Genomic DNA, 24,188 nt, shown 5'->3' on the forward strand with positions numbered 1-24,188 from the left:
AGCCACCGCCGTCAGCGGGCCGCTACGCGCCTTTACGAAAAACCCCGCGCCCCGGCGCGACTGCACCAGCCCGCGCGCCACGAGGCGGTCGTAGGCTTCGACCACGGTGAAGCGGCTGACGCCCGACTGTTCGGCCATCTTGCGGATGGACGGCAGGCGCGTGCCGGGCCGCAGGCCTTGCTCGTCGATGCGGCGGGGCAGGCCATCGGCCNNATCGGCCAGTTGCGCCACCAGCGTGGCATCGGCCTGGCGCACGGGCTGCCAAGGCAGGGAAGAAGGGGGGGAGTGAGCAACTGTCATGGAGATTTGACCAGGCCAGTGGTTAAAGTGACTGCAAAGGTGTACCGGTACTGTACTGACGGCTGTGCGTAGAGTGACAGCAATGCCGCAAACCTGCAACCGCAGGCGCTGCGGCCATGTCACTTTTTACGGTGCCGTCATGTCCCGTCCCGCGCTTTATGCCACGCCTTCGGCCGCCTCCGCCGCCTCGTCTTCCCTCTGGGAGGGATACGGCTACGGTTTCCTGGGCGTGCTGGTGTTTTCGCTGACCCTTCCGATGACCCGCGTCGCAGTGGCCGAGTTGTCGCCCTTGCTCGTCGGATTGGGTCGTGCGCTGATCGCTGCCCTGCCCGCCATCGCCCTGTTGTGGCTCACGCGAAGCCGCCGACCCAACCGGCACGAATGGCCGGGCGTGATTCTGGCGGCGCTGGGCATCGTGGTCGGCTGGCCGCTGGCATCGTCGATGGCGATGCAGACGGTGCCTTCGTCGCAGGGCGCGGTATTCAACGGTCTGCTGCCGCTGTCCACCGCCGCCTTTGCCGCCCTGCGCAGCGGCGAGCGTCCGTCGGCCGCCTTCTGGGGCTGGGCCGTCGCCGGCGCCGCGCTGGTCACCGCCTATGCGCTGCGCCAGGGCGAAGGCACGCTGACGGCCGGCTACCTGTGGCTGCTGGTGGCGGTCGTGCTGGGCGGAATGGGGTACGCCGAGGGCGCGCGGGCCTCGCGCACGCTGGGCGGTTGGCGCACAATATGTTGGGCGCTGACCATCAGCGCACCGGTGGTGGCCCTGCCCGTCGGCTGGATGGCGGCGCAGCAGCCCCACTGGCCCAGTTCCGATGTGGTTGCCGCCTTCGCCTACCTGGCTTTCGGCTCAATGTTCCTGGGATTTTTCGCCTGGTATCGCGGCTTGGCCGCCGGCGGAATTGCCCGGGTCGGACAAGTGCAATTGCTGCAACCCTTCCTTACCGTCGTGGCCGCTGCTTTGCTGTTTGGCGAAACCGTGGAGGCGACGACGTTCGTGTTTGCCGCCGCCGTGATCGCCGTTATTGCCGGCGGACGCCGCGCCATCGTAAGGACCCCGACATGAACCTGTTTCCCGCCAATTGGGCCGACGTCCCGCTGGCCTCGCTTTCCCTCCTGGGTCCGCTGGCGCTGTTTGCACTGGTCAGCTCGATCACGCCCGGCCCCAACAACGTGATGCTGGCGTCGTCGGGCCTGAACTTCGGATTCCGGCGCAGCGTGCCGCACCTGCTGGGCGTGAACCTGGGCTTCACGCTGATGATTTTTCTGGTCGGTGTCGGCCTGGGCTCGGTGTTCCAGCAGACGCCTGTGCTCTACACCATCCTGAAGTATGCCGGCGCGGCCTATCTGCTTTACCTCGCCTGGAAGATCGCCACCTCGGGTCCGCTGGACGAGGGCGAGACGCGCGGCAAGCCGTTCACGTTCCTGCAGGCCGCCGCCTTCCAGTGGGTCAATCCCAAGGCCTGGGTGATGGCGGTGGGCGTGGTGGCCACCTACACGCCGCAAAACGGGTTCTTTGCCAACCTGGTGATCGCGACTCTGGTCTGCGGCATCGTCAACCTGCCCAGCATCGGCATCTGGGTGACGTTCGGTACAGCCCTGCGCCGCGTCCTGCACCGGCCTGCCGCGATCCGCGCCTTCAATGTGGGCATGGCCCTGCTGCTCGTCGCCTCGCTGTATCCGGTCGCGCTGGAACTGCTGCACTGAAAAGCGGCTCAGGCCAGCAATCCCACCACGACGGCCGGCGTGACCAGCACGTTGAACAAGCCCGCCATCACCATCACCAGGCCCGCGACCGCCCCCTCTTCTGCGGCAAGCTCGCGGGCCTTGGCCGTGCCGGCGCCATGTGCGCCCATGCCGAACAGCGCGCCGCGCGCCAGCGCCGAACGCAGCGGCAGCCAGCGGCACATGAGCTGGCCGATGGCCGCGCCGAAAACGCCCGTGACGATGACGAAGACCGCCGTCAGGTCGGGCACCCCGCCCACGTGGGAAGACACCGCGATGGCGAACGGCGTGGCGACCGATCGCGGCACCAGGCTGAGCCGCAGGTCGGGCGGTAAATCCAGCAGGCTGCCCAGCAGCCACGCGCTGACGCCCGCGATGCCGCTGCCCACGGCCACACCCGCGGCCAATACCGGCCAGTACCGCCGGATCAGCGCCCGCTGCTCGTAAAGCGGCAGCGCGAACGCCACGATGACCGGTCCCAGCATGGCCATCAGCCAGTGCGAACCGGACATGTAGTCGCGATAGCCGGTATGCAGCAGAATGGCCAGCGTCAGCAGAAGCGCGGGCGCGACGACCAGGGTGGATGTCCACCAATAGGCAAAGCGGCGGTAGAACAGGCGCGCGCAGACATACGCGGCGACGGTGGCCGCCGGCCAGAACAGCAGGTTGAATTCAGGCTGCATGGCGGTTCATCCAGCGATAGCAAAAATCGATCGTCAGCGCCGTGCCGGCCATGACAAGCGCCGTGCCCAGCAGGATCACGGCCAGCAGCTTCACGCCGAGCAGACCAAGAAATTCGCGGTGGTCCAGCAACGACATCACCGCCGGCACAAAGAACAGCAGCATTTCCCCCAGCAGCCAGCTCGCCCCGCGCTGCACGTTGCGCACGCGCAAGCGCCGCGTCGCCAGCAGGATGAGCACCAGCGCCATCCCGATGACGCCGCCCGGCACCGGCAGCCCTGAGGCCTGCGCCATCGCCTGGCCCAGCACGGAAAAAAGGACGATCAATGCAATCTGCAGCAAACGGCTGCGGCGCAGCGCGCTGCGGATAAGGATGGAATGGCGAAAGCGGGGCATGAGACGTAGAACCAGCGGCAAGCCCTTGTTTTACGCTTCGTAGGCGCATAGATAAAATGAATTCGATGAATCCCATTTATTCCAAACTGGCATAGCGATGGAACTGCGAACGCTGCGCGCGCTGGTGGAGGTCGTCAGGCAAGGCGGTTTCTCCCAGGCGGCCAAAGTGATCCACGCGACCCAACCCACGATCAGCAAGGCCGTTCGGCAGCTGGAGGATGAGCTGGGCATGCTCTTGCTGGACCGGCAGGCGCAGCCGCTGCGGCTGACGGCCGCAGGCGAGATCGTGTATCGGCGCGCCCTGAACATGCTGGCCGAACGCGACGACCTGAACGCCGAGTTGGATGACCTGAAGGGCCTGAAACGAGGTGTGCTGCGCCTGGGCCTGCCGCCGCTGGGCAGCAGTTCGCTGTTTGCGCCGATGTTCGCGCGCTTTCGCAGCCGCTATCCGCGCATCGAGATCAGTCTGGTCGAACACGGCAGCCGCCGGCTTGAAGAAATGGTGATGGCCGGCGAAATCGAACTGGCGGGATCGCTCAAGCCCGTGCCGGACCACTTCGAATGGCAGCCCGTCGCGCGCGAACCGCTGGTGGCGCTGATGCCCGCCGATCACCCTCAGGCCCGCGCCGAGTCGGTAGGGCTGCACGATCTGCGCGACTCGCCCTTCGTGCTGTTCGAAACAGGGTTTGCCCTGAACCGCATCATCCACGACGCGTGCCAACGGGCGGGGTTCGTCCCGACCATCGCCGCGCGCAGCGGTCAGATCGATTTCATCGTGGCGCTGGTGGCGGCGGGGCTGGGCGTGGCGTTTCTGCCGCGCATGAAGGCCAACGAGGAACTGCACGCGAGCGTGGCTCGCGTGCCTTTGCGCGATTCGGGGACGGACTGGGAGATGGTCCTGGTGTGGCGCCGTGGCGGTTATCTGTCGTATGCCGCGCAGGCGTGGCTGGCGTTGACGCGCGAGGTCCATCCCGGCACCGCCTGATGGCGGGCCGCGCCCGGACCGGCAGACCTCGGGACAAACTTCCGGCGACCGCGCCGGAGTATGCTGATGCCGGAACCCGGCCCGACTTGCCGGGTCACACCATACATGCCCGCCCTGCCCCGACTCTCCGCCCGCCGACTGTTTGCCGCCGCCGTGCTTGCCGCCGCCGGCGTGGTCGGCTGCTCCCAGCTGGATTCCTGGCAGCGCCAGACCATTTTTTCGCCGCAATCCGAGCCGCAATCCTGGTGGCGGGACCCTGCCGCGGGAACGCAGGTGTACGACCTGACGCTCGACAACGGCGACAAGATCCGCGCCTGGTATCTGGCCAGCCCCAAAAAAGGCGCCCCCACCGTGCTGTATCTGCACGGCGCGCGCTGGAACCTGAATGGCAGCGCGTTCCGCATCGACGGCTGGAGCCGCATGGGGTATTCCATACTGGCGATCGATTACCGTGGCTTCGGTGCGTCCACGCCGCGTCTGCCCTCTGAAGACAGCGCGCTAGAGGACGCCATGGCGGGCCTGAAGGAACTGGCGCGCCTGCAGCCCGATCCGGCGCGCCGCTTTGTGTACGGGCACAGCCTGGGCGGCGCGATTGCCATCGACCTGGCCTCACGCCCCGAGCAACCGGACTTCGCGGGCCTCATCGTGGAATCCAGCTTCACCAGCATTGGCGCCATGCTGGCCACCCTGCGCTGGGGCAATGTGCCCGGCGCCAGCCTGCTCGTCACGCAGCCGTTCGCATCCGTGGACAAGCTGGCCCAGCTGCACACGCCCATGTTGTTCATGCACGGCACGGCGGACCGCGTGGTGCCTCACACCATGAGCGACGAACTCTTTGCCGCTGCCCGCAACGTGGCGCCGGACCTGAAGCGGCTGGTGAAGATAGAAGGCGCCTCGCATTCGGGCGCTTTCCGCAGCGGCACGCAGTACGAGACCGCTGTCAGAACCTTCATGCAGGACGCCAGCCAGGCGTACCAGCGCAAGAAGGGCTGACGAGGCGTCAGACGCCGGCGGCAGCGGCGCCGCTGCGGCGGGACAGCCACGCCATCACGCGGGGACGGCTGCGGTCGTACGCCAGGTTGTAGAAGAACGCGTAGGGCAGATAGAACAGCACCAGCGCGATGTCCAGGACGAAGGCTTCCCACAGGCTGATGCTGAGCCACCAGGCCGCCAGCGGAATCACGATCAGGATCAGGCCGAACTCGAAGCCGAACGCATGCAGTACGCGGATGCGGAACGTACGGGTCCAGCCGAAGCGGTTTTCGACACGGTCGAAGCCCGCGTTGTAGATCATGTTCCAGACCAGTGCGATCCAGGCGATGACCGCGGTGAGCACGCCCATTTCGAACAGCGACTTGCCCATGGCCCACGCGGCCACGGGGGCACACAGGCCGATGGCGATGATTTCGAACAAGAAGGCGTGGATGAAACGTTCTTTGAGGGTTTTCTTGGCTTGGGTCATGACCCACCTGCGGTCGATTGCTGAAGAGTGACCGCATTGTCCGCGACATTTCCGTTACGAAAAAGATAATATCCATCGGAAAAACCGATACAACTACCGACGGGCCACTGATGCGCCACTCCCTCGAATCCCTCGCCGCCTTCGCCCAGGTCGCCTCTGAAGGCTCGTTCTCGGCCGCGGCCCGCAAACTGGGCAAGAGCCAGTCCACCATCAGCGAGACCATCGCCAATCTCGAGGTGGACTTGAACGTCGCCCTGTTCGACCGCAGTCAGCGCCAACCTTCCCTGACCGCCGCCGGCAAGGTGCTGCTGGGGCAGGCCTTGCAGGTGCTGGCCGCCAACGATCGCCTGAACCGCAGCGCCAGCCAGTTATCCGAAGGCCTGGAACCCCGGCTCACGGTCGTGCTGTCCGACACGTTCCAGTCGCGCACATTCGAGGCCATGCTGAGCCAGATCGACGCGCGCTATCCGGCGCTGCGCTTCGAGTGCCTGATCGCGGAATACGAGGACGTGGTGGCGCTGGTGCAGCAGGGCCGCGCGCACGTGGGGCTGATGGCGGCGCAGGAAAGCTATCCGCCGGACGTCGCGCACGCCTGCCTGGCCGAACGTTCTGAAATCGTCTTGTGCGTGGGGCGTTCGCATCCGCTGGCCAGCCTGCCGGCGGTCACTTCCGATCACTTGAAGACCGAGCGCGAACTGCGCCTGAGCACGTACGAGCTCGACGACAAAGAGGCGACGCCCGCGCATTCGACGTGGTCGGCGCCGGGCTATCTGATGCTGCTGGAAATGGCCAGCCTGGGTTTTGGCTGGACCGAGCTGCCGCGTTGGATGATTCAGCGCTTCGGCCGCGACCAGCTCGTGGAATTGAAGGTGCCGGGTTGGCCGCGCCACATCCATGTCGACGCGGTCTGGTCCACACGCCGCGCGCTGGGACCGGCGGGCGCCTGGCTGCTGGAAAGCCTTACGCAGGGATAGCGCGCGCCGCCAAGGGGCACACGGGATCCGCGTGCGTTGACGCCAAGCGCGTGATGCTGACGCCATTGGCGCGCAGCCATTCACCCAGCTTCGGATCGGCCAGCACGTCGAATTCGGCGCGCCGCTGGCGAGCCATGGCGCTGCCCCGCTCGCTGCCCAGCGCCGGATGGCACATGACGAGGTCGCCTTCACGCGCGTTGAACAGCCAGGTCTGCAATAGGTGCGCGTAGCGGCGCTTGCCGCCGTCGAACGCATAGACGCCCAGCAGCCGTCTGTTGGTTCGCAAGCCGCATGAACGGGCCTCGCGCGCCAGCGCCGACGCCCCCAACGCGCCGATCACGCGCGCCTTCAACGACTCCTTCAGCGGAATTCCGCACTGCATGCCGGGCGCGGTCTGGCGCAGCCAGGGCGCCTGCGTGCCATAACGTCGCGCCAGCAATGCCAGCAAGCGCTGACGGATGCCGGGCAGCTGATGCACGTGCTGGTGTCCATCCACATAGTCCGGCGCCCGGCCGAACGCCGCCTCGAACGCATCGAACTGCCGGACAAGCTGCGCCTCGACCCACGCCGCGTCGAGCAGGCCCGCGTAGGCCTTGAGGATCAGCGCGCCTAACGCGGGCATCGGTTCGGCGCCCACGCTCAGCGTTTCCGACAGATTCAGGTGCAGGCCGATGTCCACGTCCAACGCGGCGAGCCGCGGCGCGTTGGCCGCGAAGGTGGGTCCCAGCGTCAGGCAGCTGACCGCACTGACGCGCCCCATGTCGGCCAGCGCAATCATGCCCTCGTCGACATCCGCATTCATGCCAAAATCATCACCGCACACCACGACGCGTTTGTTCATCACCGCCTCTCCATCTTTCCGTCCGCCATATCCCACATGCGCGCCCTCATCCGGCAAATCAGCCTGTTCATCGCCGTCGGTTGCGCCGCCGCGGCAACGCATTGGGCCGTTGCCGTGGGCTGCGTCGAAGCGTTCGGCGCCCCCCCGCTGGCGGCCAACCTGATCGGCTGGATGGTCGCCTTCGTGGTGTCTTTCAGCGGCCATTACCGGCTCACGTTCCGACATTCGCCCATCCCCTGGACCGTAGCTGGCCGTCGTTTCCTTTTCATTTCAACGATCGGCTTTTTGATCAATGAAACGGCCTACGCCTGGCTGTTGCACGCCACCGACGTGCCGTACGACACGCTACTGGCGCTGATTCTGATCGGCCTGGCGTTCGCGACGTTCATCGCTAGCCGGCTGTGGGCGTTCCGGCACAAAGCCGGTTCTTAAGCGCCGCGTCCGCCTGCAGTAACCACATTGCATGCCGGGCACTGGCGACGGCAGGCTTCACGCCTTGCAGCGGCGCGTAGACCGCGCCGTCGCCATGATTGCCCCACACCCAGAACCGCGCGCCCTCCGGCGCCGCGCACAGGCGGGCATTGAACTGGGCCGCGCTGACCAGCACCAGCCCGCCGGTGACCGGATCGAACTTCGCGGCGTCGTACAGCTCCTTGCGCCAGTTGTCGCGCACCGGCACTTCCGGATTGAGCCAGTCGTCCACGACCCACGTGGGCCGCGGCGCGCGCGCGTACAGCGCCAGATCGAAGGGGTAGGCGTGCAGCGAGACAAAGGTGTCGTCCGGCCGCGCCTCCTGCCGCACCACCGTGGCCAGCGGCGAGGCGCTGCCCCGGCCATTGAACGCCGCAATGCCCACGGCGATGACGCAGATCCCGGCTGCGACGGCGGCGCTGATGCGCACCAGACGCGGCGTCATCCCACCGGTGTCGCCGCGCCACGCCGCCCGAATGACCTCGGCCAGCAGAAAAGCGAGCGGCGCCAGCGCCGGCAGCACATACCCAATCAGTTTGGAATGCGGCAACGAAAAGAACACCACCACCACGGCAAACCAGACCGCCGCCAGGCGCCGCAGACTGCGCGCCGGCCCTTCGGCCCAGAAGGCGCGGCGCAGGATGCCGCCGCCCCATAGTGACCACGGCAGGCTCAGGCCAGCCAGCACCGGCAGGTAGAACCAGAACGGCTGGGCGTTGTTGAAGCCGCTGGCGGCGAAGCGCTGGAAATGCTGATAGACGAAGAAATAGTCGTAAAAGCCGGGATACCGCACCTGCATCAGCACGAACCACGGCGCCGCCACTGCCATGAACACCAGCAGCGCCGGCGGCCACACCAGCGCCGCCAGCCCGCGCCAGCGCCGCTCCCAGACCAGCCAGAGCAGCAGGATCGCCCCCGGCAACACCAACCCGATCAGCCCTTTGGCCAATACCGCCAGCGCGGCCAGCGCCGCGGCAGCCACGGACATCCCGCGCGCCCCTTCCGCGCGTTCAACGCGCAGCGCGGTTTCAGCAGCGGCCAGTACGCACAACGTGATGAGCCCCGCGACCAGCATGTCCAGGTTGGCGAACTGCGCGCCTCCATAGAAGAACGGCATGGTGCAAAGCGCCAGCACGGTCAGCGTGGCGGCAAACGCATCGCGATGACGCCGCACAAAAAAATACAACCCCGCGGCGGCGGCCCACGCAGCCAGCCACGAGGGCACGCGCGCCGCCCACGGATGCACGCCGAACACCGAGAACGACAACTCTGTCAGCCAGTAGTACAGCGGCGGCTTGTGGAAGTACGGCATGCCGTCCAGCAACGGCACGGCGTGCGAGCCGCTGCGCAGCATGTCCCAGGCAACGCCGGCATAGCGCCCTTCATCGGGCAAGGTCAGCGGACGTATCCACGCCAGCCAGGCCAGCCAGATGCCGACGGCCAGCAAAAACCGTCCTGCCGGCGGGGTCCATTCGGAGCGCGCCGGTGTGCTGGAGTCCGCCATCATCAGCCCTGCGCCTTACCAGCGGGGCGGCCGCGGTTGCGCCGCACGACGAACAGCGGGCGGCCCTTCACCTCGTCGAAGATGCGGGCGACGTATTCGCCCACCACGCCCAGCGAGATCAGATTGACGCCCGCAAAGAACAGCACCGCGGTGACGATGGTCGTCCACCCGGAGACGGCGTTGCCGGACATCAGGTAATCGCCCACGAGAAAGGCCGCGTAGGCCAGCGCCAGCACGGCAAACGCCACGCCCACCAGGCTGACCATGCGCAGCGGCCACGTCGTGAATGCCGTCAGGCCGTCAAGCGCCAGGCGAAAAAGGCGCAGCCCGCTATAGGTGCTGGTACCGTGCATGCGCTCGTCCGGCGTGTAGGGCACGGCCTCACCCTTGAAGCCGACCCAGGCATACAGGCCCTTCATGAAGCGGGTGCGCTCGGGCAGCGCGATCAGCGCATCGACCACGCTGCGGTCCATCAGCCGGAAGTCGCCGGCGTGCGCTGGCACCTGCACGCCGCGTGCATTGCTGAGCAACTGATAGAACCAGCGCGCGCCCGAGCGCTTGAGCCAGGATTCGTCGGCGCGGTCGCGCCGCACGGCGTACACCATCTCGGCCCCCGCGGACCATCGCGCCAGCATCAGCTCGATCAACGCGGGCGGATGCTGCAGGTCGGCGTCCAGGCAGATGACCACGTTGCCGCTGGCGGCTTCCAGACCTGCGCTCAGTGCCGCCTCCTTGCCGAAATTGCGGGACAACTGCACGTGGCGAAAGCCTTCGTACTCGGTCCATTCCGCCATCAGCGCGTCCGTGCCGTCGGTGCTGCCATCGTCGGCCACGATGATCTCCCAGCTGGTGCACAGCGCGGAAAGGCGGTTGCGCAGCAGCGGCAGCAACACGCGCAGGTTCTCGCACTCGTTCAGGCACGGAATCACGCAGGTGACGCGGATGTCATACGGCACGTCGGCGGCCTGCGGCGGCCACACGGACCTGAGCGGCAGAGATTTTGCCAGCACCTGCGGCGCAGGCGGGTCGGACCGGAACTGGATGTGCATGAGGTTCTGCAATGACGGAATGCGGGACACGATGCGGTGCAGTATGCGCAGGGGCTCGTCGAATTTTCATGAAATGCCGGCCCGCGCCCGGCCGCTAAAATGGCGGGCATCTCCAGTCTTCGGGTTGTCATGCAATACCAAGTCCGTGCCATGATGGTCAGCGATGTGGACGCCATCCTGCAGGCCCAGGCGCTCGCTTATCCACGCTTTCTGCTGGAAGGCGCCGGCTTCTTCCTGAACCGTCTCGCGCTTGCGCCGCAATATTGCTGGGTCGCCCAACCCGCCTCGCCCATGTCTTCTGGCGCGCTGCTGGGCTACCTGATTTCCTACCCGTGGGACGCGGGCCTGCCGCCCGCCCTGGACGTGCCGCTACCCGCGCTGCCGGCGCGGGCCGATCACTGGTTTCTGCATGACTGCGCGGTCGTGCCGGCGGCGCAGGGCATGGGCGTGGGCCAGGCGCTGGTGGGCGCCGCCGCCGCAAGCGCCATGGACAACGGCCTGACGCGCGCCAGCCTGGTGTCCCTGGCATCGGCGGCCGGCTATTGGTTGCGTCACGGCTACGCGCCGCTTGCGCCGCAGACGCCGGGTCTCGCCGAAAAACTCGCAGGCTACGGCGAGGGCGCCAGTTACATGTCGCGCGCCTTTCCCTTCCCGGCCGCGCGCCCGTCACGCGCCTGACGGCGTCCCCCTCGTGTACACGAGCACTGGCCTGGACGTAAGATAGCTTCGCAGTCCGCGAGCGATGCGGCGGAAAATGGCCTGAACAGCGGGCTTGAACATCGGGTTTGAACAGCTAGTCTTGCTGCGCCCCGGCGGGGCGCGAAGGTTCATATGATCTCCCTTTCGCCCGTCCAATCCCTCCTCGCCTGCTGCCTCGTGCTCGTCATCGGACGCGTCATGACCACGCGCATCGGCGTCCTGGCGCGCTACAGCATTCCGGACCCCATCGTGGGCGGGCTGCTGTTCGCGGTATTGGCCTATCTGCTGTCGACGTGGGGCGGCGTCGCCGTCTCGCTGGAGACCAGCATCAAGCCCACGTTGCTGCTGCTGTTCTTCGGCTGCATCGGGCTTACCGCCAACCTCAAGCTGCTGGCGCGCGGCGGGCCCCGTCTCATCGCCTTTCTCCTCGCGTTGATTCCGTTTCTGGTCCTGCAGAACGCGGTGGGACTGGGGATGGCATGGCTGCTAGACATGCACCCGCTCATGGGCCTGCTGGGCGGCACGATCACGCTGGTGGGCGGCCACGGCACCGGCGCGGCCTACGCGACGCGCTTTGCCGACTTCAACAACATCCAGGACGTCATGCCGCTGGCCATGACGGCGGCGACGCTGGGACTGGTGCTGGGCGGCGTGGTGGGCGGCCCCGTGGCGGAATGGATCATGCGCCGCCATAAGGTGTCGGGCAGCCTGGACCACACCGCAGCCGAGGGCCACCAGGCCATCGACCTGAATGAAGCGCATCAGCCGCCCACCCCCGGTACGTTCATCCTGTCCATGACCGCCGCGTTCGTCTGCCTGGTCGTCGGCGGCATGCTGGCAGCGCTGGTGGAAGATGCCCCGGTCAGCCTGCCCAACTTCCTGTGGTGCCTTGCGACCGGGGTACTCATCCGCAACGCAGGGCCGCTGGTGGGCATCCGGCTCGACGATCGCGCCACCGACATCATCGGCACGATCTCGCTGTCGCTGTTTCTGGGGATGACCATGATGACGCTGGACCTGTCCAGCGTCGCGCGCCTGGCCGGTCCGCTGGCGCTGATGCTGGCGGTGCAGACGCTGGTCTGCGCGCTGTACGCCGCCTGGGTGGTGTTCCGGATGCTCAAGCGCGACTACGAGGCCGCCATCATGTCCGCGGCGTTCTGCGGCTTTGCGCTGGGCGCCACCGCCACCGCCATCGCCAACATGCAGGCGCTCACGCGCCGCCACGGCCCGGCGCCGGAAGCGTTCATCGTGGTGCCGGTCACCGGGGCCTTCCTGGTGGACATCCTGAACGTGATCGTACTGAGTTCGCTGATTTCCTTGCCGTTCGTGGGAGGGATGTAGCCATGTTCAAAAGACTCTTGATGGTCTTGCTGTGCGCGGTGCTGGCCGCGTGCGGCCGCGCGCCCGATGCCGACGCGCTTCGCGCGGACGTCACGCGCAGCCTGGACGCGACTTACGGGCAGGACCTGTTCCGCATCGCTGACCTCAAGCGCATGGGATCGGCCACGGACAGCACCGCCCCGGCGGGCGAAACCCGTCGCGTCGTGTACTACGACATCGACCTGGAACTGACCCGCGACATTTCGCTGGGCGCATGGGACCAGCCCGGCGCGGCGTCGCTGGTGACGTTGCTGGGCGCCGGTCCGCGCAGCATCAGCGGCGTGAAGTCCGGCGGCAACAAGGCCGGCGACCGCATCGTTGCCCACGCCAGCGCCATCTACCGTGAAGCGGACGGCGCGTGGAAGCTGGTGACGCCCGCAGGCTTCAAGGCAGCCGAGGCGCCCTCCCTGGATACCGGGGCCCCGCCGCCCGTCACGCGTCAGCTGCTGGACACGCTGGACCAGATCACCCACTCGGTAACCTACAGCGCGTCCAGCACGGCCCAGCACGTCGTCCAGCAGGAGCTGGAACGCTCGGTGGCGCGCATCAATGGCCGGCTGTCCCGGCTCCAGCAGGGTTACCCGCTGGCCGGCGGTCCGGACCGCGGCGAGTACCTGGCCTTTTCCCGCGCCCTGAGCGACGTGGCGCGCGCGCGCCAGATCCGGGTGTCGCCGCTCATCACCGGCGGCGGAGCCGACAACATCGCATTGCTGCGCAGCGGCGACGCCGTCGTCGGCCTGGCGCAGGCCGATACCGCACAGATGGCCTACGAGGGCACGGGTCCCTTCGCGGGTCAGGGGCCGTTTCCCGGCCTGCGTGCCCTGGGCAGCCTGTATCCGGAAATGGTCCATATCGTCGTGCGCGACGATCCCTCGATTCGCGGTGTGCGGGACCTGAAGGGCAAGACGATCGCGCTCGGCCCGGAAGGGTCGGCCGTGCGGGCCACATTGCAAACCGTGTTGGCGGCGCATGGCCTGCAGGCCGGCCGTGATTACCAGGTGTCCGATACGCCGTTCGTTGCCGCCCTGCCGCTGCTGCAATCCGGTGCGATCGATGCTGCCGCCCAGGTGATCGGCGTGCCGGCCACGCCGCTGCGCGACGCGCTGATTCCCGCGCAGCTCAAGCTGTTGCCGCTCGACGCCGATGCCATCAAGACCCTCACGGCGGGCGACAGCGTGCTGATGCCGCTGGACATCGCGGCCGGCACGTATCCCAATCAGCAGGAACGCATCCCCACCGTCGGCGTGGCCGCGCTGATGTTGACCACCACCGACCTCACGCGCGACGAAGCGCTGGTCGTGGTGCGCGCGGTGTACCAGGCAGGCCAGGACCTGCTGGCGGCCGGTTCGACGCAGGGCTCGCAGGTATCGGCGGCCACCGCCCGGCTCGGCCTGAGCGTGCCGCTGCACGACGGCGCCGAAGAAGGGATCGCCCAACTGGAGCACGCCAAACCGCGCTGAGGCGCGTTGCGTCTATGATGGCGCTCCCTATCAGGAATTCCGATGAACAAATTCGATCTTCAAAAGAACCAGGCCCTCAAGCTGGCCGGCCAACTCAAGCAATCGGCGACGCCCGACCGTTTTGGCGCCTCGTCCCAAGTGCCCGACCGCCGCGAGCAACGCAAGCTGGATCAGGCCGCCGGTCTGGTGCCCTTCCCGCTGAAGCTGTCGCAGGCGCAGGCCGACAAGCTGCGCGCCGCCGCCGCCGAACGCGGCGTGTCGACCAACGACCTCGTGGCCGAGGCGCTTGAGAAAGCGCTGGGCAAGTAAGCGCTATGCGCATCTGGGTCGACGCGGACGCCTGCCCCGCCGTCATCAAGGACATCCTGTTCCGCGCCGCGCAGCGCTGGCAGGTGCCCCTGACGCTGGTGGCCAATCAGGCGCTGTACACGCCGCCGTCGCCGCTGATCCGGGCCGTGCAGGTGCCGCGCGGCTTTGACGTGGCCGACGCGCATATCGTGGAGCGGGCAGAAAAGGGCGACCTGGTCATCACCGGCGACATTCCGCTAGCTGCGCAGGTGCTGGAAAAGGGCGCGATGGCGCTCAACCCCCGCGGCGAACGCTACTCGCCGGAAACCATTCGCGAGCGGCTGGCGATGCGGGACATGATGGAAGAACTGCGCGCCAGCGGCGTGGACACGGGCGGCCCGTCGTCATTCAGCCAGTCCGACCGCAAGGCGTTCGCGAACCAACTCGACACGCTGCTCGCGCGGGTGGCCCGCCAGCAGGCGCAGAAAAACTGAAAACCGCCGGCAGCCCCGGCGGTCAATTATAAGTGGTCAGTAAAAGGTGATGTACGCCTTGTAGATGATCGCGCCGATCGCGGTGACAAGGCCCAGGCCCATCAGGGTCATGCCGAGATTGCGGTCACGGAACCCGAAGCCGATCAACATGAGCGCCACGCCGGTGCAGATGATGATGAGCATGGTGTTGGTATGCGGACCCATGGCCTTCTCCTGTTTTGCTCGGCAGTCATTCGCCGTTTTATCGATGATAGACAGGCGTGGAACAGGCTTGGCGCAACCGAAAGCTGGCCGATTGCGACAGATCAGAAGAAGATTAATGAATCAAAAACAAAAAAGCCAACCGATGAAGGTTGGCTTTTTGCATACTGCCCGAAGAACAAAACCGATATCGCTGAATTACTGCTGCATTGCTGCGACGACATGGGCGTTGTCTTTTGGGGCTCTTCAAAGAGCCGTTAAGCCCCAGAAGGTCTTTGGTGGGTAGTACTGGGTTCGAACCAGTGACCCCTGCCGTGTGAAGGCAGTGCTCTACCACTGAGCTAACCACCCCGAAAGAGGCGAAATAATAGCACGAATTTTTAAACGTGCGCAAGTCGCCTCGGGAAAACTTCTTTGCGGCCGTGCTGTGCAGCCCTTTTACGCTGCCGTTGCAACAGGCGCATCGAGCTTGCGCCAGATGCTCTCGCCGCCCACGCTCTTGTCCAGCGCAGCCACGTAAGCCTCGTGCTCGGCCAGCTCTTCCGCATTGGCATACAGCACCGGCAGCCCCGAGGCGTCGAACTTGGCCAGCACCAGGCCATCGCTGCCGGTGCCTGCGTTGTCGTCCACGTCGATCAGCAGCGCGTCCTGGCCGCGCGTCATCGCCAGCCAGACTTCGGCCAGAAGCTGCGAGTCGAGCAATGCGCCGTGCAGCGTGCGGTGCGCGTTCGAGATGCCGAAGCGGTCGCACAGCGCGTCCAGCGAGTTGCGCTTGCCGGGGAACATGGACCGGGCATGCAGCAGCGAGTCGGTGACGGTCTCGCAGAATTCGGTAATGGGACCGCGCCCGGTCTTGGCAAGCTCGGCGTTGAAGAACTTCACGTCGAACGCGGCGTTGTGCGCGATCAGCTCGGCGCCCTGGATGAACTTGACGAATTCGTCCGCGACCTCGGAAAAGCGCGGCTTGTCCGACAGGAACTCAGTGGTCAGCCCGTGCACCGCGAGTGCCTCGGGATCGCTGTCGCGGTCAGGATTCAGATAGATGTGCAGGTTGTTGCCCGTGGCCATCCGGTTGACGAGCTCCACGCAGCCGATTTCGACGATGCGATGACCCTGTGCAGGGTCCAGTCCGGTGGTTTCAGTGTCAAAGATGATCTGGCGCATAACGATTCCGACCCGTCGATTCCGACGGGTCTATTCCGAAGGGTTTATTCCGATGCTTGAGGCTGCGAGGCCGGCGGCGTATGCGGTTGATGCGCTTCGCTGCCGGACTCGCCTGCCTTCTTGCGTGCGGTGGCAATCAGCGTGTAGGCCACCGGCACGACGAACAAGGTCAGTAGTGTACCCAGCAACAGCCCCCCGACCAGAACCCAGCCGATCTGCTGCCGCGATTCCGCGCCCGCGCCCGTAGACAGTGCCAGGGGGACGGTACCGAGCACCATGGCGCCCGTGGTCATCAGAATGGGCCGCAGGCGCAGCACGCTGGCTTCGACCACGGCCTCGAACAGCTCCCTGCCCTCGTCGCGCAACTGGTTCGTGAATTCCACGATCAGGATGCCGTGCTTGGTGATCAGGCCGACCAATGTAATGAGCCCGATCTGGCTGTAGATGGACAGCGTGCCGCCCGTCAGCCACAGCGCCAGCAACGCCCCCGTCATGGACAGCGGCACCGACAGCATGATGATGAACGGATTGCGCCAGCTTTCGAACTGCGCGGCCAGCACCAGGTAGATGAACGCCAGCGCCATCCCGAACACCAGATAGATGCTGCCCGACGAATCGCGGAACTCGCGCGACTGGCCGTCCAGGTCCGTGATGATCGTGTTGGGCAGGACCTCACGCGCCACCTGATGCATGTGTTCCAGCACTTCGCCCAGCGCGTAGCCCGGCGCGACAGCCGCATCGATCTTCACGGCGCGCAGGCGGTTGAAGTGGTTGAGCGACTGCGGCGACACGCCTTCGTGCACACCCAGCAGGTTGTCCAGCTGGACCATGCTGCCGTCGCGCGCGCGCACATAGATGCCCGAGATATCGGTGGGATTGGCGCGGTCGCGCGGCGTGACCTGCACGATCACGTCGTACTGCTCGCCCTCGTCCTTGTAGCGGGTGACCTGGCGCCCGCCCAGCATGGATTCCAGCGTGCGGCCCACGACGTCCACGTTGGCACCCACGTCGGCCATCTTGTCGCGGTCCACGCGCACGCGCAGCTCCGGCGTGTTCAGGCGCAGGTCGGTGTCCAGGTTCAGCAGGCCCGGATACTTGCGCAGCTCGGTCAGGAAAATCTGGGTCAGCCGCGACAGCTCTTCATACGAGGCCTGGCTCATGATGATGAACTCCACCGGCTTGGACCGGGCGGACTGGCCCAGCGACGGCGGATTCGTGGGAAAGGCGCGCACGCCCGGCAGCGAGGCAAACTGCGGCTGCAATTGCTGCGTGATGGCCTGCTGCTTGCGCTCGCGCTCTTCCCAGGGCTTCAAGCGCAGGATCGCGGTGCCGTCCGTGACCGTCGGAAAGCCCACCGTGACCTGGCTGCCGCTGGCTTCCGGAATGTCGGCATAGAACTTCTCGATGCCCAGCATGCTGTCCAGCGTGTAATTCAGCGTCGCGCCCTCGGGCGCGTTCACGATGCCGAACACCACACCGCGGTCCTCGACCGGCGCCAGCTCGCTCTTGACCACCTTGAACAGCACGCCGCTGCCTGCAGCGACGGCCAGACCGATCACCACGACGATCCAGCGATGCCGAAGCGACGCGCCCAGCATGCGGCGATAGCCGTTGCTCATGCCGTTCAGCCAGCCTTCGATCAGGTTGTACCAGCGGCTATGGCTGGTCTCGTGCCGCAACAGCACGGAACACATCATGGGCGTGAGCGTCAGCGCCACGAAGCCCGACACCAGCACCGCGCCGGCCAGCGCCAGCGCGAACTCAATGAACAGCCGGCCCGTACGCCCCGTGGCGAACGCCAGCGGCGCATACACGGTGACCAGCGTCATGGTCATGGCGACCACCGCAAAGCCGATTTCCTTTGACCCCCGAAGCGCCGCTTCCTTGCGCGGCATGCCGTCCTCGATGTGGCGGTAGATGTTCTCCAGGACCACGATCGCGTCGTCCACCACCAGGCCGATCGCCAGCACCATGGCCAGCAGGGTCAGCGTGTTGATGGAAAAGCCGAACAGGTACATCAGCGCACACGCGCCCACCAGCGACACCGGGATGGTGACGATGGGAATGATGCTGGCGCGCAGGTTGCGCAGGAAGAAGAAGATCACCAGCACCACCAGCACGATGGCCTCGATGATGGTGTGGAACACGGAATCGATCGACCGCTCGATGAACACCGACGAGTCGTACGCGATGTTCAGCTTCATGCCGGCGGGCAAGGTCTCGTTCAGCCGGGCGACTTCCTGGCGCGCCGCCTTGGACAGTTCCAGCGGGTTGGCGGTGGACTGCCGCGTGACGCCGATGTTGATGGCGGGTTTGCCATTGAAGCGGGACAGGATGCGGTCATTGGCGGCGGCGATCTCGACCTTGGCCACGTCGCGCATCCGCACCGGATAGCCCTTCACGTTGGCGACGATCACGTCTTCAAATTGGGCCGGCGTCTGCAGGTCGGTCGCGGACACCACCGAGAATTCCCGCGCGCGCGATTCGATGCGCCCCGCCGGAATTTCCACGTTCTGGCTGCGCAGCGCGGCTTCCACGTCCTGCACCGTCAGGCCGTACGCGGCCAGCTTGTCGCGGTCGACGTAGATGCGCATGGACGGCAGCCGCTCGCCAAAGACGCGCACTTCGGCCGCCCCCGGCAGCACCGACAGGCGGGTCTTGATATAGCGATTGATGTAGTCGGACGTCTGGATGGCCGAAAACGATCCCGATTCCACCGCGATGTAGATGATGGGCTGGGAATCCGCCTCGACCTTGCCGATGATGGGCTCGTCGATCTCATCCGGCAGAAAGCGCCGCGCGCGCGAGACCTTGTCGCGGACTTCAGCCGCCGCGGCGTCCGGGTCGCGCGTCAGGTTGAACTTGATGTTGATCTGGCTGCGCTCGGAGCGGCTGCGTGAGGTCATCACGTTCACGCCTTCGATGCCGGCCAGCTGGTCTTCCAGCGGCTTGGTCACCTGCGATTCGATCACCTCGGGCGAAGCGCCCTTGTACGTGGTGTCGACCGATACGATCGGTTCGTCGATCTTGGGGTATTCGCGCACCGTCAGGCGCGAATACGAGATCAGGCCGATCAGCACGATGATCAGCGACAGGACCGACGCGAACACCGGGCGCTTGATACAGGTTTCCGAGATACGCATGGCGCTATCGCTGAAAGGGTAAGGGGCCGGCTATTGGCCGTTGCCCACGATGGTCACGGGCGCGCCATCGGTCACGCGCTGCAGGCCCGAGACCACCAGCTGGTCGTTCAGGGCGACGCCGGTCAGGATCTCGACTCGGCCCTCTCGGCGCTCGCCGATGGTCACTTCGCGCCGGTGCGCCACGCCGTTCTCGACCCGGTAAACGTACTGCGTTTCGCCCGACGGCGATAGCGCGGCCTCGGGCGCGACCAGCGCCTTGTCCTCGTTGAACAGCAGTTGCACCCGGGCGAACATGCCGGGGCGCAGCACGCCGTCCTGGTTGGCAACGGTGGCGCGCAGCAGGATGGACCGCCCCCCCGCGTCGACCAGCGGGCTGACCGCGTAGACGAGGCCCCGGCGCTCCTGGCCGGGCAAGGCGTCCAGACGCAGCGTCAGTTGCTGGCCGACCCGCACCTTGCTCAAGTACATCTCGGGCACGCGGAAATCCACCTTGAGCGGATCGATCGCCTCGAGCGGCGCCAGATCCTGCCCCTGATTCACGTAGTCGCCCACCGACACGCTGCGCAGACCGACGATGCCGGCGAATGGCGCGGTGATCGTCATTTTGTCGAGGCGAGCCTGGGCCAGCGCCACGGCGGCCTCCTGCACCTTCAGCGTGCTGGCCGACTCGTCGCGCGCCTGCTGGCTGACGAATCCCTTGCCCTGCAGTTCGACGGCGCGGCGGTAATGGCTTTGTGCCAGCGTCAGGTTCGCGCGCGCCTGTGCAAGTTCGGCGCGCGGCACCGAATCGTCCAGACGGATGAGCAACTGACCCTGCTTGACGGGCTGGCCTTCCTTGAAATCAATGGCCTGGATGCGCCCGGCCACTTCGGGGCGCAGGACGACGGACTCATCGGAACGCAGGCTGCCCACTGCGGACAGGCCGCGAGCAAAGGGAATTTCCTGGACGGCGGCCACCGCCACGCGGGACGGCGCGGCGGGCGCGGCTTGAGATTTGGTGGTGACCGGGGCGGGAGCGGCGGTCGGCGCCAGCCAGCGCGGCACAAATACGCCGAGCGCGGCCCCCGCGGCCAACCCTGCCGCGACGGCGGCCAGCAGTACAGCTTTTTTCATGCGCGAAAGTGGCGGTGTTGCGGCGCGGACCGGGCATGCCCCACTCGGACGTCGCCGCAGGAACTGGAGGAAGGGAAGGCACTTTAGCACCCGGATTTACATACTGGAACAATCCTGAAGCGCGATGAAAGAACTAAATCTGCCCTAGTGGGCCGATTTGAGGGTATTTCCGGATGCCGGCGGGGCGGCCGATACCGTTCAGGCGCGGCGCGCGACCTCGACGCCCATGTTGGCAAGCTGGTCGGCGCGCTCGTTGCCGGGGTCGCCCGCGTGACCGCGAACCCAGCGCCACGACACCGTGTGCCGCTGCACCTGCTCATCCAGCGCCTGCCAGAGCTCGGCATTCTTGACCGGCTTTTTCTCGGCGGTGATCCAGCCGCGCCGTTTCCAATTGGCCAGCCACTCGGTCATGCCTTTCATGACGTATTGCGAGTCGGTGTGGATGGTGACGACGCACGGGCGCTTGAGGGCGCGCAGGCCTTCGATGACCGCCAGCAGTTCCATCCGGTTGTTCGTGGTCTGGAGTTCGCCGCCATGCAGCGTCTTTTCATGCGCGCCGGCGCGCATCAGCACGCCCCAGCCGCCGGGACCCGGATTGCCCTTGCAGGCGCCGTCGGTCCACATTTCCACTTTCTGATCGTTCGCTTTGTTGTCCTGCATGGTGCTGCGTGCTTGTCCTTGTTCTTGCAATGTGAGGCCGGCCCGGCCGTTCAGGAGGGGTCGAAGCCGTCGTCCGCCTGGCGGTTGACCACCACCGACGCCGCGCGTGCGCGCTTGGGTTTGGTCTTCCAGGCAGGCCCGATGATACGCATGCCGGTCACGCGCTTGACTGCCGAGACCATGTACACCGCGCCGCCAAGGCTCCACCAGCGGGCGCCGGCGGACTCCAGGAAGCTCCAGCGCTGCAGCCATTTTTCGCTGCGGCAGGCCGGTGCGTAGCAACCGAACTGGCTTTCATCGACTTCCAGCGACAGCAGCTTGAACCAGTCCTTGAGCCGCACCAGCGACACCTGGGACGACGGCGGCTGCGGCAGCCAGGGTTCCATGCCGGGCATGCGGGTGCGCGCGCCCCACATGCTCCAGGGATTGAACCCCGAAATGACGACCCGCCCCTCGGGCACCAGCACGCGCTCGACCTCGCGCAGCACGTTGTGGGGATCGGGCGTGAGTTCGAAGGTGTGCGGCAGGATCAGGAGGTCGACGCTTTGCGATTCGAACGGCAGGGCCTCGGGCTCAGCGACGACCACGCGCGACTGCCAGCCGGGCATGTTTTCCGGCGCGGGGGTCTCGGTGCCCACATAACCCTTGAACGGCATCCGGTTCGCCCGCAACAGGTTCAGGTCGGCAAGGCCGACCTGCCAGGCGTAATATCCGAAGACATCCGCGACGGCCGCGTCGAACTGGGCCCGCTCCCAGGCCAGCACGTACTGGCCCGGCGGCGTCTGGAACCATTCGGCCAGTTCTACAATCGGCGGAGTTTCTTCTGCCACGTTTTTTCCTTCGAATCCCATGCAAGCCTTGACCGCCCCCGCAGGCGGCCGCGAACGCAACGCCGCGGTCTTGCCTTTGCCAGCCTTTTCCGACAACTACATCTGGGCAATCGTCCAGGACGGCCTGGCGGCTGTCGTGGACCCCGGCGAGGCCGGCCCCGTGTTGCAGTTCCTGGATCAGCATGGCTTGAAGCTGCGCGCCATTCTACTCACGCACCACCATGGCGACCATGTGGGCGGCGTGCTCGAATTGTCCCGCATCGAGGGCATCACCGTATATGGTCCGGCGCGCGAAAAGCTGCCGCGCTGCGACGTCCGTTTGGCCGAAGGCGACCGCGTGACGCTGCCGGAACTGGACCTGGACCTGGCCGTGCTGGACGTCCCGGGCCACACCGCCGGGCACATCGCCTATGCCGGCCGCGCGGCCGGCGTCGAGCACGCGCTGTTCTGTGGCGACACGCTTTTCGCGGGGGGGTGTGGCCGGCTGTTCGAAGGCACCCCAGCGCAAATGTTTGATTCCTTGGAAAAATTTTCTGCTTTACCGCCGGATACAAAAGTTTTTTGCGCACACGAGTACACTCTAGCGAACCTTCGCTGGGCATCGGCCGTCGAACCGGCCAACCGCGACCTGCAAACGTGGCAACTGCGGGCCCAGCAATTACGCGCGGATGGTCACCCCACGCTTCCTTCGACCATCGGCCAGGAACGCGCGACCAATCCGTTCTTGCGCACGCAGCAGCCCGACGTCGTCCAGGCCGCCGCAAGCTGGGCCGGACGCCACCAGCAAACGCCGGTAGAGGTTTTTGCCTCCCTTCGTGAATGGAAGAACGATTTCAAGTGACCACCTGATGAATCTATCCCGACTCCTTCTGCCGCTCATGCTGGCAGTCCTCGCCGGTTGCGCAGGAACCAAAGCCCCCGATAGCAAGAACCTCACCACCAATTCCCAAGGCCGATACATCGCCCGGGACACGTCCCGCACGATCGACCTGACCAACCCGCCGGCCGACGCCTGGGACCGCATCCGCCGCGGTTTCGCGATCCCCAACCTGAACACCGACCTCTCCAAGCAGTGGACCGACTACTACGCGTCCCACCCCGAGGCGGTGCAGCGCATGGCGGAACGTGCGGGCAAATACCTGTATTTCATCGTCGACGAGATCAACCGCCGCGGTCTGCCGACCGAACTGGCGCTGCTGCCCTTCGTGGAAAGCGCGTACAACCCGACGGCGCTGTCGCGCGCGCAGGCCTCTGGCCTGTGGCAGTTCGTGCCGGCCACGGGCCAGCACTTCAACCTGAAGCAGGACTGGTGGCGCGACGAGCGCCGCGATCCCATCGCCTCGACCAACGCAGCGCTGGACTACCTGGAAAAGCTGTTTGAAATGCAGGGCGACTGGTACCTCGCCCTGGCCTCGTACAACTGGGGCGAAGGCTCGGTGCAGCGCGCCATGGCCAAGAACGAGGCCGCCGGCCAGAACACCGACTACCTGTCGCTGAACATGCCGGACGAGACCCGCAACTACGTGCCCAAGCTGCAGGCCATCAAGAACATCATTGCCGATCCGCAGCGCTACGCAGTGGCCTTGCCGCCCGTCGGCAACACGCCGTACTTCGTGACGGTGCAGAAGAACAGCGACATCGACCTTGAAATTGCCGCCAAGCTGGCCGAAATGCCGCTGGACGAATTCAAGGCCCTGAACCCGTCCTTCAACCGCCCGGTCATCCGCGGCGACCACGGCCCCACCCTGCTGCTGCCAGCCGATCGCGTCGAAATCTTCAACGCCAACCTCACCAATTACAAGGGCGACCTGTCCGCCTGGAAGGTCTACCACTCCCGGCGCGGCGAATCCTACGCGGCCATCGCCAAGCGCTTTGGCGTGTCCGAGGCCTCGCTGCGCGAGACCAACGACATCAGCCGCCGCCAGAAGTCCGCCAACGGCCAGGCGCTGCTGGTGCCGGGCGAACCCGGCACGGGCGGCGTGCAGATTGCATCGCTGGCTCCCCCGGTGGGCGCGCTGGACGCGGCGCCGCAGGACAACAAGGCCGCCGCCCCGCGTGGCCGCACCACGCAGGCGCCCGCCGCCCGCGTTTCCAGCGCCCGCCCCAATGTCCGCAGCCACAAGGTCCGCCAGGGCGACACCCTGTTCTCGCTGGCCAAGCAATACGGCACCACGGTCGACGCGCTGCGCGCGCTCAACAACATCAAGGGCAGTGCCCTGAAGATCGGCACGCAGCTTCGTGTGCCGGGCACGAACGCGCGCGGGTAATCCCCCGCCACAATCGACGCACACTCGGCGCGACACCCCGGCGCGGCGCTCCGCAAGGGGGCCGCGCCGGCTCGCCCGCTGGACCGCCAAATTCCCTAAAATAG

At 66.3% G+C, this 24,188-nt stretch carries 27 protein-coding genes and 1 tRNA gene; 14 read left to right on the plus strand and 14 right to left on the minus strand.

Annotation, left to right across the window (positions count from 1 at the left end; translation table 11 throughout):
• Positions 1 to 255 (minus strand): winged helix-turn-helix domain-containing protein (locus tag B3446_RS19505; protein WP_291384359.1); only part of this gene is annotated, 255 nt, incomplete at its 3' end.
• A gap of 184 nt (positions 256 to 439) precedes the next feature.
• Here B3446_RS19505 and B3446_RS19510 point away from each other — a divergent pair.
• Entirely contained in the window at positions 440 to 1,363 is a 924-nt protein-coding gene (locus B3446_RS19510) for a DMT family transporter (RefSeq protein ID WP_291384244.1), read from the plus strand.
• Positions 1,360 to 2,004: a LysE family translocator gene (locus B3446_RS19515; protein WP_191578164.1), complete on the plus strand. Its 645-nt coding sequence runs from the start codon at positions 1,360 to 1,362 to the stop codon at positions 2,002 to 2,004. Before B3446_RS19510 ends, B3446_RS19515 begins: the two co-directional genes overlap by 4 nt.
• An 8-nt stretch (positions 2,005 to 2,012) precedes the next feature.
• Here B3446_RS19515 and B3446_RS19520 read toward each other — a convergent pair whose 3' ends face one another.
• Together B3446_RS19520 and B3446_RS19525 are read right to left on the minus strand one after the other, a co-directional pair.
• Positions 2,013 to 2,705, minus strand: coding sequence for an LrgB family protein (locus B3446_RS19520; protein WP_291384247.1), 693 nt, complete (start codon positions 2,703 to 2,705; stop codon positions 2,013 to 2,015).
• Positions 2,695 to 3,099: a CidA/LrgA family protein gene (locus B3446_RS19525; protein WP_291384249.1), complete on the minus strand. Its 405-nt coding sequence runs from the start codon at positions 3,097 to 3,099 to the stop codon at positions 2,695 to 2,697. The genes B3446_RS19520 and B3446_RS19525 overlap by 11 nt, the downstream gene beginning before the upstream one ends.
• 97 nt (positions 3,100 to 3,196) lie before the next feature.
• On the opposite strand from B3446_RS19525, the gene B3446_RS19530 reads away from it, so the two are divergent.
• On the plus strand, positions 3,197 to 4,084 hold the full coding sequence (locus B3446_RS19530; protein WP_286939675.1) for a LysR family transcriptional regulator: 888 nt from the start codon (positions 3,197 to 3,199) through the stop codon (positions 4,082 to 4,084).
• A 105-nt stretch (positions 4,085 to 4,189) separates the two neighbouring features.
• Positions 4,190 to 5,077 carry an alpha/beta hydrolase gene (locus tag B3446_RS19535; RefSeq protein WP_291384253.1) on the plus strand — a complete coding sequence of 296 codons (888 nt, stop codon included), beginning with the start codon at positions 4,190 to 4,192 and terminating at the stop codon, positions 5,075 to 5,077.
• Positions 5,078 to 5,084: 7 nt separating this feature from the next.
• Here B3446_RS19535 and B3446_RS19540 read toward each other — a convergent pair whose 3' ends face one another.
• Positions 5,085 to 5,546 (minus strand): multidrug/biocide efflux PACE transporter, encoded by a 462-nt coding sequence (locus B3446_RS19540; RefSeq protein WP_291384255.1) that lies wholly within the window; start codon positions 5,544 to 5,546, stop codon positions 5,085 to 5,087.
• A gap of 110 nt (positions 5,547 to 5,656) precedes the next feature.
• Here B3446_RS19540 and B3446_RS19545 point away from each other — a divergent pair, with 110 nt between their 5' ends.
• A complete protein-coding gene (locus tag B3446_RS19545; protein ID WP_291384257.1) occupies positions 5,657 to 6,520 on the plus strand; it encodes a LysR family transcriptional regulator in 864 nt (287 codons plus the stop codon).
• Here B3446_RS19545 and B3446_RS19550 read toward each other — a convergent pair.
• Entirely contained in the window at positions 6,507 to 7,361 is an 855-nt protein-coding gene (locus tag B3446_RS19550) for a ChbG/HpnK family deacetylase (protein WP_291384259.1), read from the minus strand. The genes B3446_RS19545 and B3446_RS19550 overlap by 14 nt on opposite strands.
• Positions 7,362 to 7,397: 36 nt before the next feature.
• On the opposite strand from B3446_RS19550, the gene B3446_RS19555 reads away from it, so the two are divergent.
• Entirely contained in the window at positions 7,398 to 7,793 is a 396-nt protein-coding gene (locus B3446_RS19555; RefSeq protein WP_291384261.1) for a GtrA family protein, read from the plus strand.
• Here the strand turns inward: B3446_RS19555 and B3446_RS19560 are convergent.
• Both B3446_RS19560 and B3446_RS19565 read right to left on the minus strand, forming a co-directional pair.
• Positions 7,753 to 9,336 (minus strand): ArnT family glycosyltransferase, encoded by a 1,584-nt coding sequence (locus B3446_RS19560; RefSeq protein WP_291384361.1) that lies wholly within the window; start codon positions 9,334 to 9,336, stop codon positions 7,753 to 7,755. The two genes, B3446_RS19555 and B3446_RS19560, sit on opposite strands and share 41 nt — an antisense overlap.
• Positions 9,337 to 9,338: 2 nt before the next feature.
• Positions 9,339 to 10,385, minus strand: coding sequence for a glycosyltransferase family 2 protein (locus tag B3446_RS19565; RefSeq protein WP_291384263.1), 1,047 nt, complete (start codon positions 10,383 to 10,385; stop codon positions 9,339 to 9,341).
• A gap of 150 nt (positions 10,386 to 10,535) precedes the next feature.
• On the opposite strand from B3446_RS19565, the gene B3446_RS19570 reads away from it, so the two are divergent.
• The 5 genes from B3446_RS19570 to B3446_RS19590 all read left to right on the plus strand — a co-directional run bounded on the left by B3446_RS19570 (position 10,536) and on the right by B3446_RS19590 (position 14,706).
• Positions 10,536 to 11,063: a GNAT family N-acetyltransferase gene (locus B3446_RS19570; protein ID WP_291384363.1), complete on the plus strand. Its 528-nt coding sequence runs from the start codon at positions 10,536 to 10,538 to the stop codon at positions 11,061 to 11,063.
• 153 nt (positions 11,064 to 11,216) lie between these two features.
• The gene (gene gltS / locus B3446_RS19575) at positions 11,217 to 12,425 is read left to right on the plus strand and encodes a sodium/glutamate symporter (protein ID WP_291384265.1); all 1,209 of its coding nucleotides are present in this window, start codon (positions 11,217 to 11,219) and stop codon (positions 12,423 to 12,425) included.
• 2 nt (positions 12,426 to 12,427) lie between these two features.
• Positions 12,428 to 13,924, plus strand: coding sequence for a TAXI family TRAP transporter solute-binding subunit (locus tag B3446_RS19580; RefSeq protein WP_291384267.1), 1,497 nt, complete (start codon positions 12,428 to 12,430; stop codon positions 13,922 to 13,924).
• A gap of 42 nt (positions 13,925 to 13,966) precedes the next feature.
• Complete coding sequence (locus B3446_RS19585; RefSeq protein WP_175139078.1) at positions 13,967 to 14,233, plus strand: ribbon-helix-helix protein, CopG family; 267 nt, start codon at positions 13,967 to 13,969, stop codon at positions 14,231 to 14,233.
• Between the two features lie 5 nt (positions 14,234 to 14,238).
• Positions 14,239 to 14,706, plus strand: a complete 468-nt coding sequence (locus B3446_RS19590) for a YaiI/YqxD family protein (protein WP_191578175.1) — start codon at positions 14,239 to 14,241, stop codon at positions 14,704 to 14,706.
• Positions 14,707 to 14,742: 36 nt separating this feature from the next.
• On the opposite strand, the gene B3446_RS19595 is transcribed toward B3446_RS19590, so the two are convergent.
• Positions 14,743 to 14,910 carry a hypothetical protein gene (locus B3446_RS19595; protein ID WP_175125403.1) on the minus strand — a complete coding sequence of 56 codons (168 nt, stop codon included), beginning with the start codon at positions 14,908 to 14,910 and terminating at the stop codon, positions 14,743 to 14,745.
• Here B3446_RS19595 and B3446_RS19600 point away from each other — a divergent pair.
• A complete protein-coding gene (locus B3446_RS19600) occupies positions 14,899 to 15,168 on the plus strand; it encodes a hypothetical protein (RefSeq protein ID WP_291384272.1) in 270 nt (89 codons plus the stop codon). The two genes, B3446_RS19595 and B3446_RS19600, sit on opposite strands and share 12 nt — an antisense overlap.
• 15 nt (positions 15,169 to 15,183) lie before the next feature.
• Here B3446_RS19600 and B3446_RS19605 read toward each other — a convergent pair.
• The 6 genes from B3446_RS19605 to B3446_RS19630 all read right to left on the minus strand — a co-directional run bounded on the left by B3446_RS19605 (position 15,184) and on the right by B3446_RS19630 (position 21,817).
• Positions 15,184 to 15,258 (minus strand) — tRNA-Val (locus B3446_RS19605).
• Between the two features lie 87 nt (positions 15,259 to 15,345).
• Positions 15,346 to 16,071: a DNA polymerase III subunit epsilon gene (dnaQ, locus tag B3446_RS19610; protein ID WP_291384274.1), complete on the minus strand. Its 726-nt coding sequence runs from the start codon at positions 16,069 to 16,071 to the stop codon at positions 15,346 to 15,348.
• A gap of 44 nt (positions 16,072 to 16,115) precedes the next feature.
• Positions 16,116 to 19,214 carry an efflux RND transporter permease subunit gene (locus B3446_RS19615; RefSeq protein WP_291384276.1) on the minus strand — a complete coding sequence of 1,033 codons (3,099 nt, stop codon included), beginning with the start codon at positions 19,212 to 19,214 and terminating at the stop codon, positions 16,116 to 16,118.
• A gap of 30 nt (positions 19,215 to 19,244) precedes the next feature.
• A complete protein-coding gene (locus B3446_RS19620; RefSeq protein ID WP_175139094.1) occupies positions 19,245 to 20,327 on the minus strand; it encodes an efflux RND transporter periplasmic adaptor subunit in 1,083 nt (360 codons plus the stop codon).
• Between the two features lie 198 nt (positions 20,328 to 20,525).
• Entirely contained in the window at positions 20,526 to 20,987 is a 462-nt protein-coding gene (gene rnhA, locus B3446_RS19625; RefSeq protein WP_175125411.1) for a ribonuclease HI, read from the minus strand.
• A gap of 50 nt (positions 20,988 to 21,037) precedes the next feature.
• Complete coding sequence (locus B3446_RS19630) at positions 21,038 to 21,817, minus strand: class I SAM-dependent methyltransferase (RefSeq protein ID WP_175125413.1); 780 nt, start codon at positions 21,815 to 21,817, stop codon at positions 21,038 to 21,040.
• 19 nt (positions 21,818 to 21,836) lie between these two features.
• On the opposite strand from B3446_RS19630, the gene gloB reads away from it, so the two are divergent.
• Together gloB and B3446_RS19640 are read left to right on the plus strand one after the other, a co-directional pair.
• Positions 21,837 to 22,658, plus strand: coding sequence for a hydroxyacylglutathione hydrolase (gloB, locus tag B3446_RS19635; protein WP_291384278.1), 822 nt, complete (start codon positions 21,837 to 21,839; stop codon positions 22,656 to 22,658).
• A 7-nt stretch (positions 22,659 to 22,665) separates the two neighbouring features.
• Entirely contained in the window at positions 22,666 to 24,084 is a 1,419-nt protein-coding gene (locus tag B3446_RS19640) for a transglycosylase SLT domain-containing protein (protein ID WP_191578180.1), read from the plus strand.
• Positions 24,085 to 24,188 lie beyond the last annotated feature (104 nt).

The organism is Achromobacter sp. UBA5777 (assembly GCF_002418565.1).
In the GTDB taxonomy this organism is placed as follows: domain Bacteria; phylum Pseudomonadota; class Gammaproteobacteria; order Burkholderiales; family Burkholderiaceae_B; genus Achromobacter; species Achromobacter animicus.